The sequence below is a fragment of the Microbacterium tumbae genome (assembly GCF_054780175.1).
The window spans coordinates 484,484-501,104 of sequence record NZ_BAAGWV010000004.1 but is presented as its reverse complement, the minus strand read 5'-3'; the positions used below and the strand labels follow the sequence as shown (position 1 = coordinate 501,104).

The window sequence follows — 16,621 nt, the reverse complement described above, 5'->3', positions numbered from 1 at the left end:
GCTCACCTGAGAGCTGTCAGCGTCAGCAGCGTCGCCTCGGGGCGGCATGCGAAGCGCACGGGCGCGTAGATGGAGTGCCCGCACCCGGCGCTGACGTTGAGCGGGATGCTCTTACCGCCGTGGCCCCAGGTGCTCAGGCCCTTGGCCTGCTTCAGCGGGATGTCGCAGTTCGCGACGATCGTGCCGTAGAAGGGCAGGCACACCTGGCCACCGTGCGTATGACCGCCGAAGATCGCATCCGCGCCGAGGTCGACGTAGGCGTTCAGCACCCGCTGATACGGCGCGTGCGTGACGCCGAGCAGGGGGGTGACGGCATCACGCGGACCGAGAGCGGCGATGGCGTCGGGGAGCGCATCGAGGCGGTCCCAGCTGCGATGCGCGTCGCTCACACCGAACAGATCGACATCGCGCCCCGCGACCTGTAGTCGGGCGGCGGTGTTGTTGAGATCCGTCCAGCCGAGCTCGTCCTCGAAGTAGGCGTTCATCGCCGCGGTGTCGAGGCGCTCCGGCTCGCTGCGCAGAGTCGACGGGCCCATGAAGTACTTGAGCGGATTGCGCGGTGACGGGGCATGGACGTCGTTCGAGCCGTGCACGAACACGCCGGGGACTCCGGCGAAGGCGTCGAAGGCGCGCCGCAGGCCGGCGAGTCCGTCGCGATGCCCGAGGTTGTCACCGGTGTTGACGATGAGGTCCGGCTCGAGCTCGGCGAGCGAGGCGAGCCAGTCCTGCTTGCGATGCTGCCAGGGCGCCATGTGCGCATCGGAGACGTGCAGGATGCGCAGGGGCGCGGATCCCGGGGGGAGAGCCGCGACGGACGCCTCCCGCACGGTGAACAGGTAGCGTTCGATGCCGATGCCCCAGACGGCGGCGCCGACACCGGCGGCCCCCACCGCGCCGAGCGCGATGAGGGCCGGGTGAGCGGACGGGCGGGGCATCAGTGGCCGTTGCCTCCGCCGTCGCCCTCTTGCGCACAGGTCAGGGTGATCGTCGCGCCCGGTGCGGCCTTGCCCGGACTCTGCCCGGTGATCTGGGCATCGCCGTTCTCGCAGCCGTCGCTCGCCACCAGGAAGCCTGCGCCCGTGATCTGCTGCGATCCTTGGCCGAAGCTCATCCCGACCACCTGGGGGACGTCCACCGCCGGCGCCTTGCCGGTGCTGGGCTGGATCGTCACCGTGGTCCCGCCGGCGACCCTGCCCGCGCCCGGCGACTGGGCGCCGACCAGGCCCTTCGCCTCGGTGCTGTCGACGGCGCCTCCGACGGTGACGCCGAAGCCGGCATCCTGGAGGGTCCTCGTGGCCTCCTCGACGGTCATGCCGATGACGCTGGGGAGATCCGTGTAGACCTGGCGGGTGAGGTTGGAGTCCGGCGCCGGGAACGCATCCCCGCCGTACTTTGCGTTGGCCGCGCGCTGGATGTCCTTCGCGAGGTAGAAGCGGAGGTAGTTCACGCCGTGCGCGCGCAGTGAGGCGTTGCCGGAGGCGTTGCCGACCCAGATCGCCGTCGTGACCTTGGTGCTGCTTTCGATCATCATCGTCTGGGTCGCCTCGTGGGTTCCCGTCTTGCCGATGACGGGGGTGCCGTCGTAAGGATTCGCGGCGCCGCCGGTGCCGCCGTTCATCACACCGCGGAGCGCGTACGCCGCCGTCGCCGCGACCTCGGGGGAGATGGCCTGCTCGCACGAGGACTGCGGAAGCGGAAGCTCCTCGCCCTCCTGGTTGACGATCCTGTCGATCGCCTTCGGGGTGCAGTAGACGCCCTTGTTGGCGACGGTCGCATAGGCGCCGGCCATCGCCAGAGGCGAGATCGCCTTCGAGCCGATGACGTCGTTGAAGTAGTTCGTCCCCGTCACCTTCTCACCGGTGCCCAGCGTCACGCCCAGCCGGTCGGCCATCTTGTTGATGTCGCAGATGTCCATCTGCTGCGCCATCGCCAGGAAGCCCGAGTTGAGAGAGGCGGAGGTGAACCGCATCACGGTTCCCGTGTAGCCGCCATTGCCGCCCGAGTTGCCGATCTTCACCGTGTTCGTCTGGGTGTTGCCGCAGATCGTGACGGGGGAGAACACGCGGGAGACGCCGTTGAGCACCTCGTTGACGGAGTGCCCCTCCTCCAGCCACTGCAGCAGAGTGAACAGCTTGTACGTCGAACCGACGTTGAATCCGCGCGATCCGCCGTGCTGCAGATCGCTCGCGTACACGAGGGCGGTGGAACCGGCCTTCTTTTCCGAGGACTCGGAGAAGTTCGTGTTCTGCACCATCGAGAGGATGCGGCCCGTGCTCGCCTCGACCGAGACGCCCGCCGCACCGAGGTTGATCCCCGATTTCGAGGCGGGGACGTTCGACTTCATCGACTCGACTGCCGTCGCCTGCACGATCGTGTCGAGCGTGGTGTAGATGTCGAGCCCGCCGCGCTTGAGGGTCAGCGCGCGCTCCTCCGGGGTCGCGCCGAACGCGGGATCGGTCTCGATGACCGACTTCACGTACTGGCAGAAGTAGGCGTTCCGGCCGGCGGTCACGCAGCCCTGCTTGGCCGGGACGATCTTCGGCGTGATCGGCTGCGCGTATACCGTGTCGTACTGCTCCTGCGTGATCTTGCCGTCCTCCAGCATGCGGTTCAGGACGTAGTTGCGGCGGACGAGGGTCTTGGCGTATCCGTCCTCCGCGCTGTTCACCAGCTCGCCCGTGCTGCTGTCGGTGTACGAGCCGTTCGGCCTGTCGATGCGGAAGCGGTTCGGGTTCTGCACCATGCCGGCGAGCGTCGCGGCCTGGTTGAGGTTCAGCTTCGCGGCGGAGACGCCGAAGTAGTACTGCGCCGCCGCCTCGATGCCGTAGGTCGTGCCGCCGAAGTTCGCGAGGTTGAGGTAGCCGAGGAGGATGTCGTTCTTCGAGTACTCCTTCTCGATCTGGATCGCGTAGCGCAGCTCCTGGAGCTTGCGCTCCATGCCGTCGACGCCCGAGGCGTTCGTCGCGTCGAGCCAGCACTGCTCGAGGTCCTCCGTGTAGGTCTCGCTGTTGGTGTCGACGTTCTGCTCGCAGCGCTGCACCAGGACGTTCTTGACGTACTGCTGGCTGATCGTCGAGGCGCCTCGGCTCGAGGCGCCTCGCGCGTAGTCCACCAGCGCGCTCGCCGTCGCTGCGATGTTGACGCCGCCGTGCTCGTAGTACGACTTGTCCTCGCTGGAGAGGATCGCGTCGTACAGCGCCGGGGCGACCTGGTCGTAGGTGACGGGGATGCGGTTCTGGTCGTAGAAGGACGCCAGCTTGACGTTCTTGCCGTTGGATCTCGTCGCCCAGATCGTGGTCGGCTCCATGGGCGCCGTCACGTCGAGGTCGTTCGGGATGTCCTCGAAGAGGGTGAGTGCCTGGGATCCGGCCAGTCCCGTCATGGCGATCGCGGGGGTCACGGTCGCCGTCACGAGGACTCCGGCGACGGCGCTGAGTGCGACGAGCCCGACGAGACCGCCGAGCACGCCCTTCAGCGTGCGCTTGTTCTGAGGCATACGCTTGATCGTAGGGGAGTTCCCTGAAAAACCACCTCGACGGCGGACCCGCTCCGCACGTCGCCGATGCGCAGGAGTGCCATGACCACGTGGGAGTACCTCACCACCCCGCTGCTGATCCACAACACCGCGGCCATCCTCAACAACTGGGGCAGGCAGGGGTGGGAGCTCGTGCAGGTCGTCCAAGGTCCGGAGGGCGGGCTCGTCGCCTACTTCAAGCGCCCGGCGGCGCAGGACGGCTCCAACACCGCGGGCCTCGCGGCCGCCGAACAGGCCGCGCGCCAGTTCGAAGGCGGTGCGGCATGAGCATCGCGCAGCGCCTCGCGGAGCTCGGCATCGAGCTGCCCGCCGTCGCAGCCCCGGTGGCCGCCTATGTCCCCGCCGTCGTGCACGGCGGGCTCGTCCACACGTCGGGTCAGCTGCCCTTCACCGACGGCGCGCTGCCCGCGACGGGCAAGGTCGGCGCCGACGTGGATCCCGCGGACGCCAAGGCCTACGCCCGCACGTGCGCCTTGAACGCCCTCGCTGCGGCGGCGGATGCCGCCGGCGGGCTCGAGAACATCGCCGGCGTCCTGCGCGTGGGAGGCTTCGTGGCATCCGACCCCTCGTTCACGGGCCAGCCGGGCGTCATCAACGGCGCGAGCGAGGTGCTCGGCGAGATCTTCGGCGACGCCGGTCGTCACGCCCGCGCGGCCGTCGGCGTGCCCGTCCTGCCCCTGGACAGCCCCGTCGAGGTCGAGGTCGTCTTCCTGCTGGCCGGCTGAGACGGGCAGGGTGGCGCCCGTCTCGCGACAGTCTGGGGGCTGACACGCCACGTGCAGGGCGTCTCGCGCCCTTCGGTCCGACATCTGGCGTGTCGGCCCCCGGACTCGCGTCGTCCAGACGCCACCGCGGCAGGCGCTGTTACTTCACCTGCGCCGAGATGATGCTCATCACCGCGGTGTCGGCCAGGGTCGTCGTGTCGCCGACCTCGCGGCCTTCCGCGACATCGCGCAGCAGACGGCGCATGATCTTGCCGGAGCGGGTCTTGGGGAGCTCTCCGACGATGTAGACGTCGCGGGGGCGTGCGATCGCGCCGATCTGCTCGCCGACCCACTGCCGCAGCAGCGTCGCGAGTCCTGCGGGGTCGTGCGCGGCGAGATAGCTCTCCTTGATGATGACGAACGCGACGACGGCCTGGCCGGTGGTCTCGTCGGATGCTCCGACCACGGCCGCCTCGGCGGTGGCCTCATGCGCCACCAGCGACGATTCGATCTCGGCCGTCGAGAGCCGGTGACCCGAGACGTTCATGACGTCGTCGACGCGGCCCAGCAGCCAGAGGTCGCCATCCTCGTCCAGACGCGCGCCGTCGCCGGCGAAGTAGTATCCCTGCTTCGCGAACTTCTCCCAGTAGGTCTCGACGTAGCGCTCCGGATCTCCCCAGATGCCGCGCAGCATGCTCGGCCACGGCTCGGTGATGACGAGCAGGCCGCCGTTGCCGTTGCCCACCTCGCTGCCCGCTTCGTCGACCACGTCGATCGAGATGCCCGGCAACGGCACCTGCGCCGAGCCGGGCTTGGTCGCCGTGACGCCCGGCAGCGCGGACACCATGATCGCGCCGGTCTCCGTCTGCCACCAGGTGTCCACGATCGGAGCCTTGCCCGCGCCGATCACATCCCGGTACCAGATCCACGCCTCCGGATTGATCGGCTCGCCGACGGATCCCAGCAGGCGCAGGCTCGACAGGTCGAACTGACCGGGGACCTTGCGGCCGATCTTCATGAACGAGCGGATCGCCGTCGGGGCGGTGTAGAAGATCGTCACCCCGTACTTCTCGATGATCTCCCACCAGCGACCGGGATGCGGAGCATCCGGAGTGCCCTCGTAGAGCACCTGCGTCGCGCCGTTCGCGAGCGGGCCGTAGGCGACGTAGCTGTGCCCCGTGATCCAGCCGATGTCGGCCGTGCACCAGTAGACGTCGGTCTCCGGATGCAGGTCGAACACGTTCCTGTGCGTGTACGCGGCCTGGGTGAGATAGCCGCCGGAGGTGTGCAGGATGCCCTTGGGCTTCCCCGTGGTGCCCGACGTGTAGAGGATGAAGAGCGGGTTCTCGGCGGGGAAGGGCTGCGCGGCGTGCGCTGCGGATGCCGTGGGGACCACGTCGTGCCACCACAGGTCGCGGCCTTCGACCCAGTCGACGTCGTTCTCCCCGCGGCGCACGACGAGCACGTGCTCGACGGTCTGCTGCTCGCCCTCGCCGCGATCGCCGAGCGCCTGGTCGACCGCGGGCTTCAGCGCGGAGACGCGGCCTTTGCGATAGCCGCCGTCGGCGGTGATGACGAGCTTGGCGCCGGCGTCGTCGATCCGCGAGCGCAGGCTGTCGGCGCTGAACCCGCCGAAGACGACCGAGTGGATGGCGCCGAGCCGGGCGACCGCCAGCATCGAGACCACGGCCTCGGGGATCATCGGGAGGTAGATCGCGACGCGGTCGCCGTGGCCGATGCCGAGATCGGCGAGCACGTTGGCCGCGCGCTTGACCTCCTCCGTCAGCTCCGCGTAGGTGATCCGGCGGGAATCGCCGGGCTCGCCCTCCCAGAGGAGCGCGACGCGGTCGCCGTTGCCCTCCTCGACGTGCCGGTCGAGGCAGTTGTAGGCGACGTTGAGCTCGCCGTCGTCGAACCACTTCGCGAACGGCGGCGTCGACCAGTCGAGCACCCGGGTGAAGGGCGTGTGCCAGTGCAGCAGATCCTTCGCCTGGTCGCCCCAGAACGCCTCGCGGTCCTCGGCGGCCCTCTCGTACAGCGCAGGGCGCGCGATCGCGTTCTCCACGAACTCTGCGGACGGCGGGAAGCGCCGGGTCTCGTCCAGGAGGTGGTCGATCTGGCTGCTCATGGCGCGCTCCTTTGCGGCGGGACGTGATCGTGCAGGGCACACGACCGGGACACGGTGAATCTAGTGGGAGCCGCCGACACGGGCATACTGCCGAAAGTCGGTACTCCCGTCGGTTTTGCCAGGACGGTCTTGGTGCGTACACTCGACGTCAGCCGAATTCTCATTCCGGCTTTTGCGTGCCCGATATCCCCCGATACGGACGCGCGGTGGGCGGCATCTCATTCCCCCCGTGAGGTGCCGCCCATTCTCGTCTCAGGGCGCACTCGTTCTGCACTCCCCGAGCTGTGAACCGGTTGTGCACGAGTCGTGGACTTCCGGTCTCCCGGCGTCGGCCGGGCGCTCTAGCGTCGGGGCATGGTCACCCCGTTCGTCATCGCTCCGCGCACCGGATCAGCCGTCCCCGGCCTCCGGGCGACGCTGGACCCCGCCTTCGGCCCGCTCGCCGTGCACTGCCAGGACGACACGGTGACGGATGTGTTCGTGAACGGCTCCGACGGCCTCTTCGTCGACCGCGGTCGTGGCGCGGAGGAGGTCCCTGGATGGCAGGCCTCCGAGCGCGAGGTGCGCGATCTCGCCGTCGCCCTGGTCGGGCTCGGAGGGCGGCACCTCGACGACCATTCGCCCTGCGTCGATGTGCGGCTGGCGCACGGCATCCGCGTCCACGCCGTGCTCGCGCCGGTCGCGACGGGCGGAACGGCGTTGTCGATCCGCATCCCGCGCGTCGAGGCCGGCGACCTCGACGCGCTGTCCCGACTCGGATGCTTCGAGAGCGCGGGCCGGATCTGGCTGGCGCAGCTGGTGGCGCAGCGGGCGAACATCCTCATCACCGGCGGCACGGGCACGGGAAAGACCACCCTGCTGAGCGCTCTGCTGTCCGCAGCCCCTCCCGGCGATCGGATCGTGACGATCGAGGATGTCGCCGAGCTGCGTCCCGCCCATCCGCATCATGTCGCCCTCGAGGCGCGTCAGGCGAATCTCGAGGGCGCCGGCGCGATCACGCTGGCCCGTCTCGTCCGGGAGTCCCTGCGGATGAGGCCCGATCGTCTCGTCGTCGGCGAGTGCCGGGGAGAAGAGGTGCGCGAGCTGCTCACAGCGCTCAACACCGGTCACGACGGCGGGGCCGGCACTCTGCATGCAAGCAGTCTCGTCGATGTGCCCGCTCGCATGGAGGCGCTGGGCGCCTTGGCGGGCATGGACCCGCCTGCACTTGCGAGACAGGTGGTGAGCGCGTTTACGATCGTGCTGCACCTGGGGCGGGGCGCCGACGGGGTGCGGCGCATCGAGCGCGCAGGGCGCTTCGTCCTCGCCGGCGATCGACTGTCGATCGAGGAGGTGGCGCCGTGGTGATGCGACGGCGCGCACCGAGGAGGTCGCGCGGGACGGAGGACGCCGCGGTCGTCGCTGCGCAGGCCTCGTCGACGATCCGCACGCTCGCGGTGCTGCTGCAGGCCGGCGCGACGCCCTCGTCCGCGTGGCGCCATCTCGCCGACACCGGCGACCCCTGCGCCGGACGCGTTGTCGGACGATGCGAGTCCGGTGCGGCGCTGCCCGCGGCGATCGAGGCGGAGGGCGGCGCATGGATCGATGCCGCCGCGGCATGGGAGATCGCCACCGCCGTCGGCGCGCCGCTGGCCGACGTCCTCCGGGCGGTCGCCGAGGCCCTTCAGGATGCCGCGACGGCCGTCGACGATGTGCGCGTCGCCCTGGCCGAGCCGGCCGGCACGGCGCGTCTGCTGCTGTGGATGCCGCCGGCCGGGCTCCTGCTCGGATTCGCCCTCGGCTTCGACACGCTCACCGTGATCGCGACCCAGCCGATCGGCATGGCGTGCGTCGTCGTCGGACTGATGCTGGTGCTTCTGGCGCGGCTGTGGACGGGGCGCCTGGTACGCGCCGCCCAGCCGGGTGATCGCGCACCGGGGATGCACACCGAGCTCACGTCGGTCGCGCTGTCCGGAGGAGTCTCCATCGAACGCGCGATGCGCCTCGTGGCGGACAGCTCGGCCGCGGACGAGGTCGGCGGCGAACGAACCGCCGCGGTGCTCGAGCTCTCGCGAGCCGCGGGCGTCCCGGCCGTCGAGCTCCTCCGCGCCGCCGCCGCGCAGGAACGGCATTCGGCACGGATCGCGGGGCGCATGCGGGCGGCGAGGCTCTCCTCCCGGCTGCTCATCCCGCTCGGCGTCTGCACGCTGCCGGCCTTCCTGCTGCTCGGCGTCGCTCCGCTGATGCTCAGCGTGCTCGCCTCGACGCCGCTCCCGTTCGGGTGAACGGGAGCCCCTACGACCACGGACCGCGCAGCGATCCGGGAAAGAGAGATAAGGAACACCATGAACACCAGACACGCACTGCCCGCCCTGACCCGTTCGACGGCCGCCCGGCTCTTCGCGGACGAATCCGGGGCCGCGACCGCCGAGTACGCCATCACGACGATGGCCGCCGTCGCCTTCGCCGGCCTGCTCGTCGTCATCATGCGCAGCGATGAGGTGCGCGGCATCCTCACCGATCTCGTCCGCCGGGCGCTGACGGTGTCGTGATGCTCGCGCGCCATCGGGAGGAAGGATCGGTCGCGGCGGAGCTCGCCGTCGCGCTTCCCGCCGTTCTGCTGACGCTTCTGCTCGGAGCCTCGGCCCTCGGCGCCGCTGCGAAGCAGGTCGCTCTGCAGGACGCCTCCGCCGATGCCGCGCGGCTGCTGGGACGAGGAGAGTCCGCGGCAGACGCGGCATCGATCGTGGCATCGGCCGTGGAGGGGGCCAGGGTGAGCACCGAGCGACGCGGCGACCTGACCTGCGTCACCTCTTCGGCCGACGTGCGCCTCGGCCGGATCCTCACGATCCCGCTCCGTGCATCGAGCTGCGCGCTCGCCGGCGGCCTGTGATGGCGGGGACGTCGCTGGCCTGCGGAGTCCTGGCGGTCGCCGCGACCCTCGGCCTCGGCCTCGTCGCGGTCGGCGGAGCCGCCGTGACGGCTCAGCGCATCGCGGGGGCCGCGGACGCCGCTGCGCTCGCCGCCGCGGACGCGGCCTCCGGCGCCGTCGTCGCTCCGGACGGTCCCTGCGCGCTGGCCGCACGGGTCGCTGCGGCATCCGGAGCGGAGCTCACCCTCTGCGAGGTCATCGGCGTCGTTGCGACCGTCGAGGTCCAGGCGAAGTACGCTGGACTGGCAGCCGTCTCCCGAGCCCGTGCCGGGCCACCCGAGGGATTCTGACGGCTGCACGTACAACGCCGCTGTGAACCACACCAGGACAGCGGTGTGTATGGTGTGCTTCGAAGAAAGGACGCACCCTTGGCTGAAGGCAAGAAGCTCGTCATCGTCGAGTCCCCGACGAAGATGCGGTCGATCCAGGGATACCTCGGCGACGGATACGAGGTGCTCAGCTCGGTCGGCCACATTCGCGACCTTGCGGACAAGAAGGACATCCCGGCCGCCGACAAGCAGGCATACGGGAAGTATTCGATCGACGTCGAGAACGGGTTCGACCCGTACTACGTCGTCTCCGATCGCAAGACGAAGACGGTCGCCGAGCTCAAGCGCGCCCTCAAGTCCGCCGACGAACTCCTTCTCGCCACCGATGAGGATCGCGAAGGCGAGGCGATCGCCTGGCATCTGCTGGAGACCCTCAAGCCGAAGGTCCCGGTCAAGCGGATGGTCTTCCACGAGATCACCAAGGACGCCATCCAGGCAGCCGTCGGGAACACGCGCGAGCTCGACCTCGCCCTCGTCGACGCGCAGGAGACACGGCGCATCCTCGACCGGCTCTACGGGTGGGACGTCTCGCCGGTGCTCTGGTACAAGGTCAAGACCGGCCTCTCCGCGGGGCGCGTGCAGTCCGCCGCCACCCGCATGATCGTCGATCGGGAGCGCGAGCGGATGGCGTTCGTGTCCGCCGACTACTGGGATGTCGAGTCGACGGCGGCCTCGCAGAGCGCCTTCCGCGTCCGCCTCGTGCGCGTCGACGGAGGCCAGCTCGCCCGCGGCACCGATTTCGACGACACCGGAAAGCTGAAGAAGGCCGTCGTCATCCTGGACGAGGCGAAGGCCAGCGCCCTCGCCCATGCGGTCGACGCCGCAGGAGCCGGCACGGTCACCAAGGTGGAGGCGAAGCCCGGAACCCGCAGTCCCTATGCTCCCTTCACGACCTCGACGCTGCAGCAGGAGGCGGGCCGCAAGCTCTCGATGAGCGCGAAGCAGGCGATGAGCGTCGCCCAGCGCCTCTACGAGAAGGGCTTCATCACCTATATGCGCACCGACTCCACGGCGCTGAGCACCCAGGCGGTGCAGGCCGCGCGGAGCCAGGCCGTCTCTCTCTACGGCGACACCGCGGTGCCGCTGAAGCCGCGGGTGTACAAGTCCAAGAGCAAGAACGCGCAGGAGGCCCATGAGGCGATCCGCCCGTCGGGGGAGACCTTCCGCACCCCGGCGTCCGTGTCCGCGCAGCTCGATCGTGAGGAGCTGCGCGTCTACGACCTGATCTGGAAGCGCACCGTCGCCAGCCAGATGGCCGACGCCAAGTACGAGACCACCACGGTCACCGTCGCGGTGCAGGCCGGCGGGCAGCTGGCCGAGTTCACCGCGTCAGGGACCGTGTACACCTTCAAGGGCTTCCTGGAGGCGTACGAGGAGGGGCGCGACGAGAAGCGCAACTCCCAGGATGCCGCGGCCGAGCAGTCGCTGCCCGTCGTCGCCGTCGGCGACGAGCTCTCGATGACGGAGTCCGAGGCGAAGGGGCACAGGACATCGCCGAAACCCCGTTACACCGAGGCCTCGCTGGTCAAGGCGCTCGAAGAGCACGGCATCGGCCGCCCGTCGACGTTCGCGAGCATCATCGGGACCGTGATCGACCGCGGATACGCCACGAAGCGAGGACAGGCCCTCGTGCCGACCTGGCTCGCGTTCAGCGTCGTACGTCTGCTGGAGGAGCACTTCGCCGACCTCATCGACTACGACTTCACCGCGGCGCTCGAGGACGACTTGGACGCCATCGCGCGCGGTGAGCAGAACCGCGTCGAGTGGCTCAAGGAGTTCTACTACGGATCCGACGCGCAGGTCGGCCTCCGGCAGGTCGTCGACAACCTCGGCGAGATCGACGCGCGAGCGTTGAACTCGACGCGGATCACCGACACCGCGACTCTCCGGTTCGGCAAGTACGGCCCCTACCTCGAGGTCGCGAATCCGGATGCTCCGGACGAGAAGCCCCGCATCGTCAATGTGCCCGAGGACCTCGCGCCCGATGAGCTGACCGCGGCCAAGGCCCAGGAGCTCATCGATGCTCCGGTCGCCGGCGACCGCGTGCTCGGCGAGAATCCGGAGAACGGCAAGATCATCGTCGTGAAGGACGGCCGGTTCGGGCCGTACGTCCAGGAGAACGATCCCGTCTCCGATGACGCCGCCGTCGACGAGACCACGGGGGAGGTCGTCGAGACGAAGCCGAAGCGCGGCGCGAAGAAGGAGACGGCGCCGAAGCCGCGGACGGCTTCGCTGTTCCGTTCCATGTCCGTCGACACGATCGAGCTCGATACGGCCCTGCAGCTGCTGAGCCTGCCGCGCATCGTCGGCGCCGACCCGGAGAGCGGCGAGGAGATCACCGCGCAGAACGGCCGGTTCGGGCCGTATCTCAAGAAGGGCGCCGACTCCCGTTCGCTGGAGAGCGAATCGCAGATCTTCGACGTGACCCTCGAGCAGGCGCTCGAGATCTACAAGCAGCCGAAGTACGGCGCGCGACGAGCGTCCAGCGCGCTCGCCGAATTCGATGCGGACCCTGTCAGCGGCAAGCCGATCCGCATCCGGGACGGACGCTTCGGCGCCTATGTCACCGACGGCGAGACGAACGTCACGATCCCGCGCGGACAGCAGGTCGCCGACATCACCTTCGAGATCGCCGTGCAGATGCTCGCCGACAAGCGGGCGAAGGGGCCGGCTCCCAAGCGCGGTGCGCGTTCCGCCGCCAAGGCTCCGGCCAAGACCGCGGCCACGAAGGCTCCTGCCAAGAAGGCCCCGGCTGCGAAGGCGGCGACCGATGAGGAGAAGGCGGCGGCCCGCTCGGCGGCCGCGAAGAAGGCGGCGGCGACCCGTGCCGCGAACGCGGCGGCGAAGGCGAAGGCGTGACCTCGAGGGCCGGTCTCTGGATCACCCTCGAGGGGGGCGACGGATCCGGGAAGACGACGCAGTCGAATCTCCTGGAGTCCTGGCTGACGAGCACAGGACGCATCGTTCTGCGCACCCGCGAGCCGGGCGGCAGCGAGGTGGGGCAGCTGGTCCGCGACATCGTGCTGCACCATCACGGCGACATCGCGCCCAGGGCCGAGGCGCTGCTGTACGCCGCCGATCGCGCCCATCACATCGCCACGGTGGTGCGGCCCGCGCTGGAGCGGGGCGAGATCGTGATCCAGGACAGGTACCTGGACTCATCCGTCGCCTACCAGGGCGCCGGTCGCGTGCTGGACTCCGTCGAAGTGCGCGATCTCTCCCTCTGGGCGACGGAGGGAGCGCTCCCGGACCTCACGGTTCTCCTCGATCTCGATCCCGCGGCGGCGCGTGCGCGCCTCGACGCCGACGACAAGCCGTTCGATCGCCTGGAGGCGGAGAAGTCCGAGTTCCACACCCGCGTCCGGGAGGCGTTCCTCGCCCTGGCCTCGGCCGAACCGGACCGCTTCCTCGTGGTGGATGCGTCGGCACCGGCATCCGAGATCGCCGCCGCCGTCCGCGCTCGCGTCGCTCCGCTCCTCCGCTGACGCTCGCTGGGCGTTCCCGCCCTCGGGTATTTTGCCCGGACCTTCCGACGTCTGCGGCCGTCCTCCACCGGCGCTCACCGGTTCGCACCGTTGTTCGTGGTTCGCGCTGCTCTTTCCTGGGCTGTGCAGTTCTTTCCTGAGGGGGCGCTGCTCTTCCCCGAGTCGCGCTGCTGTTTCGGGATGGTGCTGCAGATATTGCCGCCACGTGAGGAGGGAACAGCAGCGCGACTCGGGGTTCAGCCGCGCGAGCCGGGCGAGCCGGGCGAGCCGGGCGTGCGAACGGGTGAGCGAGACGGTAGCGCGGATCGGGAAGGCGGAGCCTGGCAGGGCGCGGGGCAAGGGATGGAGGGGTCGGAACGAGGCGGGGCGAGGGACGGAGAGAGGGCAGAACGAGAGGCGAAGGGGCCGGGACGAGGGACGGAGAGGGGCCGGAACGAGGGACGGAGAGGGGCCGGAACGAGAGATGAAGAGGCCGGAACGAGAGACGAAGGGGCCGGAACGAGGAACGAAGGCGCCGGAACCAGAGACGAGGTCCGGACCCAGAGACGGAGAGGGATGCTGTCGGCACCGCCGGATAGGCTGTGGGAATGACCGCTGCACCGTTCCCCTGGACCGATGTCTGGGGACAGGATGCCGCGGTCGAGACGCTGCGCAATGCCGTCGCCGATCCCGCCGCGCTCTCGCATGCGTGGCTGATCACCGGTCCGCCGGGCTCCGGGCGGTCCACGCTCGCCCACGCCTTCGCGGCCTCCCTGATCGCGAACGACCCCGACGACGAGCACACGATGCGGCAGGTTCTCGCGGGAACCCATCCCGATGTGACGGCGCTGCGCACCGACAAGGTGATCATCACGATCGCCGAGGCCCGTGCCCTCGTCGAGCGCTCCTACTTCGCCCCGTCCACCGGTCGGTACCGCGTGATCGTCGTCGAGGACGCCGATCGCATGGTGGAACGCACCTCGAACGTGCTGCTGAAGGCGCTCGAGGAGCCGCCGGAGCGCACCGTGTGGGTGCTCTGCGCTCCGAGCGAGGCCGACCTGCTCCCGACGATCCGCTCTCGGGTGCGCTCGCTGCGGCTGCGAGAGCCGGATGTCGACGACGTCGCACGGCTCATCACCCTGCGCACGGGGGTCGACCAGGAGGTCGCGGAGCAGGCCGCCCGTCACGCGCAGCGCCATATCGGGATGGCTCAGCGCCTCGCGACGGACGACGCCGCCCGCCGGCGCCGCGATGAGACGCTGCGCTCCGTGCTCGGAGTCCGCGGAGTGAACGCCGCGGTCGAGGTCGCGGGCGCGGTCATCCAGGCCGCCACCGAGGACGCGAAGGCGCTCACCGCCGAACGGGACGCCGCGGAGCGGGCCTCGCTGCTCCGCACCGTCGGCATCGCGGAGGGGCAGGCCGTCCCTCCCGCCCTGCGCGCGCAGATCTCGGCGCTGGAGGACGACCAGAAGAAGCGGGCGACCAGGAGTCTCCGCGACGGCATCGACCGCGTGCTCACCGATCTGCAGTCGCTCTACCGCGATGTCGTCATGCTCCAGTTCGGGCAGGGCGCCGACCTCATCAACCGCGAGCTGGGCGCCGAGCTGGGCGCGCTCGCGGGCGACTGGCCCGTGGCACGTACGCTTGTCGTGCTGGACCATCTCGCCGAGACCAGGGAGGCGCTGGAGCGCAACGTCGCTCCGCTGCTCGCCCTGGAGAGTTTGCTCGTGACCATCACGAGCGGGAGGAAACCGTGACATCTCGCCAGACTTCTCGCGCGCGCCGCATCGCCGTCGCCGTGGCTGCGCTCGCCGCGGCATCCGTGATGCTCTCCGGATGCCTGTACGCGGCCATCCCCGAGGGCGTGGAGCCGCGCCCCTCGACGACCAACGCCCCGGACACAGACGGCGTCGCCGAGGCGCTGCTGCCGTTCTACGGTCAGGAGCTCGCCTGGTCGGAGTGCGGCGAGGGCTTCGACTGCACCGACGTCACCGCGCCGCTGGACTGGGAGAACCCGTCGTCCGGCGAGACGATCGAGCTGTCCGTCGTGCGCCACCAGGCGACCGGCACTCCGATCGGCTCGCTGCTGACGAATCCGGGCGGTCCGGGGGCGAGCGGTGTGGAGCTCGTCCACGACAGCCTCGACTTCGCCGTGGGGGAGGACCTCATCGAGAACTACGACGTCATCGGATTCGATCCGCGCGGCGTCGGCGAGTCGACGGCCGTCACCTGCTTCGACGCCGCGGATATGGACGCCTATCTCTACGACATCCCCGCCGGTGCGCGAGGCAGCCAGGAGTGGGAGGACGAGCTGCTCGAGGCGCACCGGGCGTTCGCCGACGCCTGCGAGGCGAACAGCGGCGGCATCCTGCCGTACATCACCACGATCAACTCGGCGCGAGACATGGATCTGCTCCGTGCGGTCCTGGGCGATGAGAAGCTGAACTACCTCGGATACTCCTACGGCACCTTCCTCGGAGCGACGTACGCGGAGCTGTATCCGGAGCGCGCAGGACGCCTCGTGCTCGACGGCGCCATCGACCCCGCGACGAGCGGCTACGAGGTCAGCGCGACGCAGGCGCTCGGGTTCGAGTCGGCGCTGCGCGCCTACATGCAGGACTGCCAGGAATCCAGCCAGTGCCCGTTCAGCGGCACGGTCGACGACGGCATGGCCGACCTCGCCGCGCTGCTCGCGACCGCGGACCGGACCCCGTTCGACAACGGCGACGGCCGGCGGATGGGCGCCGATTCCCTGATGACCGGCATCATCGCGGCGCTGTACTCCGAGGACAGCTGGCCCTACCTCACACAGGGTCTGGCCGAGATCCTCGAGGGCGATCCGTACACGATGTTCTATCTCGCCGACTTCTACAACGCCCGCGATGCCGACGGCAGCTATCTCGACAACTCCAGCGAGGCGTTCCGCGCCTACAACTGCATGGACTACCCGGTGGAGGACGATCCGGATGCCGAGGCGGCGGCGGACGCCGAGATCGCCGAGGGCGCTCCGACGGTCGCGCCGTACTGGTCGGGACCCGACTCCTGCTCCGTCTGGCCGTATCCGCCCACCGGCACCCGCGGCGAGATCCATGCCGAGGGCGCTGGGCCCATCCTCGTGGTCGGCACGACGAACGATCCCGCAACCCCCTACGAGTGGTCCGAGGCGCTCGCCGACCAGCTCGAAGAGGGTGTGCTGATCACCCGTGTCGGCGAGGGGCACACCGGCTATAACAAGGGCAACCGCTGCGTCGACGACGCGGTCGAGGCGTTCTTCCTCGATGACGTCGTTCCCGAGGACGGCCTGCGCTGCGAGTGATTTCGCGTTGAGCGGCCCGACCGGTATTATTGCTGATCGTGCCGCTCTCGCGAGCGCACGCCGCCTTAGCTCAGTCGGCAGAGCATTTCACTCGTAATGAAAAGGTCGTCAGTTCGATTCTGACAGGCGGCTCCACACCGGACCGGCCCCGTGATGCGAAGAACATCACGGGGCCTTCTGCGTCTCCGCCGGGCTCGGCCTGCCGAGGGGATCGGCCAGGAGGCGCGGAGGGGG

General features: G+C 69.7%; 14 protein-coding genes and 1 tRNA gene. 12 read left to right on the top strand and 3 right to left on the bottom strand.

Features of this window, described 5'->3' with window-relative positions; all coding sequences use genetic code 11:
* Window positions 1-2: 2 nt before the first annotated feature.
* The gene (locus tag ACYVGQ_RS17355; RefSeq protein ID WP_460785933.1) at window positions 3-935 is read right to left on the bottom strand and encodes a metallophosphoesterase; all 933 of its coding nucleotides are present in this window, start codon (window positions 933-935) and stop codon (window positions 3-5) included.
* On the bottom strand, window positions 935-3,496 hold the full coding sequence (locus tag ACYVGQ_RS17350) for a transglycosylase domain-containing protein (protein ID WP_460785932.1): 2,562 nt from the start codon (window positions 3,494-3,496) through the stop codon (window positions 935-937). Before ACYVGQ_RS17350 ends, ACYVGQ_RS17355 begins: the two co-directional genes overlap by 1 nt.
* Before the next feature lie 81 nt (window positions 3,497-3,577).
* Here ACYVGQ_RS17350 and ACYVGQ_RS17345 point away from each other — a divergent pair, with 81 nt between their 5' ends.
* Window positions 3,578-3,802: a DUF4177 domain-containing protein gene (locus ACYVGQ_RS17345; protein ID WP_460785931.1), complete on the top strand. Its 225-nt coding sequence runs from the start codon at window positions 3,578-3,580 to the stop codon at window positions 3,800-3,802.
* Window positions 3,799-4,260, top strand: coding sequence for a RidA family protein (locus ACYVGQ_RS17340; RefSeq protein ID WP_460785930.1), 462 nt, complete (start codon window positions 3,799-3,801; stop codon window positions 4,258-4,260). Before ACYVGQ_RS17345 ends, ACYVGQ_RS17340 begins: the two co-directional genes overlap by 4 nt.
* A gap of 139 nt (window positions 4,261-4,399) precedes the next feature.
* Here ACYVGQ_RS17340 and acs read toward each other — a convergent pair whose 3' ends face one another.
* A complete protein-coding gene (gene acs / locus ACYVGQ_RS17335) occupies window positions 4,400-6,367 on the bottom strand; it encodes an acetate--CoA ligase (protein ID WP_460785929.1) in 1,968 nt (655 codons plus the stop codon).
* 354 nt (window positions 6,368-6,721) lie between these two features.
* Here acs and ACYVGQ_RS17330 point away from each other — a divergent pair, with 354 nt between their 5' ends.
* The 10 genes from ACYVGQ_RS17330 to ACYVGQ_RS17285 all read left to right on the top strand — a co-directional run bounded on the left by ACYVGQ_RS17330 (window position 6,722) and on the right by ACYVGQ_RS17285 (window position 16,522).
* Window positions 6,722-7,714, top strand: a complete 993-nt coding sequence (locus tag ACYVGQ_RS17330) for a TadA family conjugal transfer-associated ATPase (protein WP_460785928.1) — start codon at window positions 6,722-6,724, stop codon at window positions 7,712-7,714.
* Window positions 7,714-8,631, top strand: a complete 918-nt coding sequence (locus ACYVGQ_RS17325) for a type II secretion system F family protein (RefSeq protein WP_460785994.1) — start codon at window positions 7,714-7,716, stop codon at window positions 8,629-8,631. The genes ACYVGQ_RS17330 and ACYVGQ_RS17325 overlap by 1 nt, the downstream gene beginning before the upstream one ends.
* A 60-nt stretch (window positions 8,632-8,691) precedes the next feature.
* Complete coding sequence (locus tag ACYVGQ_RS17320) at window positions 8,692-8,898, top strand: DUF4244 domain-containing protein (RefSeq protein ID WP_460785927.1); 207 nt, start codon at window positions 8,692-8,694, stop codon at window positions 8,896-8,898.
* Complete coding sequence (locus ACYVGQ_RS17315) at window positions 8,898-9,239, top strand: TadE family type IV pilus minor pilin (protein WP_460785926.1); 342 nt, start codon at window positions 8,898-8,900, stop codon at window positions 9,237-9,239. The genes ACYVGQ_RS17320 and ACYVGQ_RS17315 overlap by 1 nt, the downstream gene beginning before the upstream one ends.
* The gene (locus tag ACYVGQ_RS17310) at window positions 9,239-9,568 is read left to right on the top strand and encodes a helicase (protein WP_460785925.1); all 330 of its coding nucleotides are present in this window, start codon (window positions 9,239-9,241) and stop codon (window positions 9,566-9,568) included. The genes ACYVGQ_RS17315 and ACYVGQ_RS17310 overlap by 1 nt, the downstream gene beginning before the upstream one ends.
* 78 nt (window positions 9,569-9,646) lie before the next feature.
* Window positions 9,647-12,466, top strand: coding sequence for a type I DNA topoisomerase (gene topA / locus ACYVGQ_RS17305; RefSeq protein ID WP_460785924.1), 2,820 nt, complete (start codon window positions 9,647-9,649; stop codon window positions 12,464-12,466).
* Window positions 12,463-13,092 (top strand): dTMP kinase, encoded by a 630-nt coding sequence (gene tmk, locus ACYVGQ_RS17300; RefSeq protein WP_460785923.1) that lies wholly within the window; start codon window positions 12,463-12,465, stop codon window positions 13,090-13,092. The genes topA and tmk overlap by 4 nt, the downstream gene beginning before the upstream one ends.
* 587 nt (window positions 13,093-13,679) lie before the next feature.
* Entirely contained in the window at window positions 13,680-14,828 is a 1,149-nt protein-coding gene (locus tag ACYVGQ_RS17295; protein ID WP_460785922.1) for a DNA polymerase III subunit delta', read from the top strand.
* Window positions 14,825-16,387 (top strand): alpha/beta hydrolase, encoded by a 1,563-nt coding sequence (locus tag ACYVGQ_RS17290; RefSeq protein ID WP_460785921.1) that lies wholly within the window; start codon window positions 14,825-14,827, stop codon window positions 16,385-16,387. Before ACYVGQ_RS17295 ends, ACYVGQ_RS17290 begins: the two co-directional genes overlap by 4 nt.
* A gap of 59 nt (window positions 16,388-16,446) precedes the next feature.
* Window positions 16,447-16,522 (top strand) — tRNA-Thr (locus ACYVGQ_RS17285).
* The last annotated feature ends 99 nt before the right edge of the window (window positions 16,523-16,621 follow it).

What these genes read in the sequence shown, in the direction of transcription:
- ACYVGQ_RS17320 (WP_460785927.1), top strand. Translation starts at nt 8,692, where the DNA reads ATGAACACCAGACACGCACTGCCCGCCCTGACCCGTTCGACGGCCGCC.
- ACYVGQ_RS17310 (WP_460785925.1), top strand. Translation starts at nt 9,239, where the DNA reads ATGGCGGGGACGTCGCTGGCCTGCGGAGTCCTGGCGGTCGCCGCGACC.
- ACYVGQ_RS17345 (WP_460785931.1), top strand. Translation starts at nt 3,578, where the DNA reads ATGACCACGTGGGAGTACCTCACCACCCCGCTGCTGATCCACAACACC.
- ACYVGQ_RS17340 (WP_460785930.1), top strand. Translation starts at nt 3,799, where the DNA reads ATGAGCATCGCGCAGCGCCTCGCGGAGCTCGGCATCGAGCTGCCCGCC.
- ACYVGQ_RS17325 (WP_460785994.1), top strand. Translation starts at nt 7,714, where the DNA reads ATGCGACGGCGCGCACCGAGGAGGTCGCGCGGGACGGAGGACGCCGCG.
- ACYVGQ_RS17315 (WP_460785926.1), top strand. Translation starts at nt 8,898, where the DNA reads ATGCTCGCGCGCCATCGGGAGGAAGGATCGGTCGCGGCGGAGCTCGCC.
- acs (WP_460785929.1), bottom strand. Translation starts at nt 6,367, where the DNA reads ATGAGCAGCCAGATCGACCACCTCCTGGACGAGACCCGGCGCTTCCCG.
- ACYVGQ_RS17350 (WP_460785932.1), bottom strand. Translation starts at nt 3,496, where the DNA reads ATGCCTCAGAACAAGCGCACGCTGAAGGGCGTGCTCGGCGGTCTCGTC.
- ACYVGQ_RS17355 (WP_460785933.1), bottom strand. Translation starts at nt 935, where the DNA reads ATGCCCCGCCCGTCCGCTCACCCGGCCCTCATCGCGCTCGGCGCGGTG.
- ACYVGQ_RS17330 (WP_460785928.1), top strand. Translation starts at nt 6,722, where the DNA reads ATGGTCACCCCGTTCGTCATCGCTCCGCGCACCGGATCAGCCGTCCCC.
- ACYVGQ_RS17295 (WP_460785922.1), top strand. Translation starts at nt 13,680, where the DNA reads ATGACCGCTGCACCGTTCCCCTGGACCGATGTCTGGGGACAGGATGCC.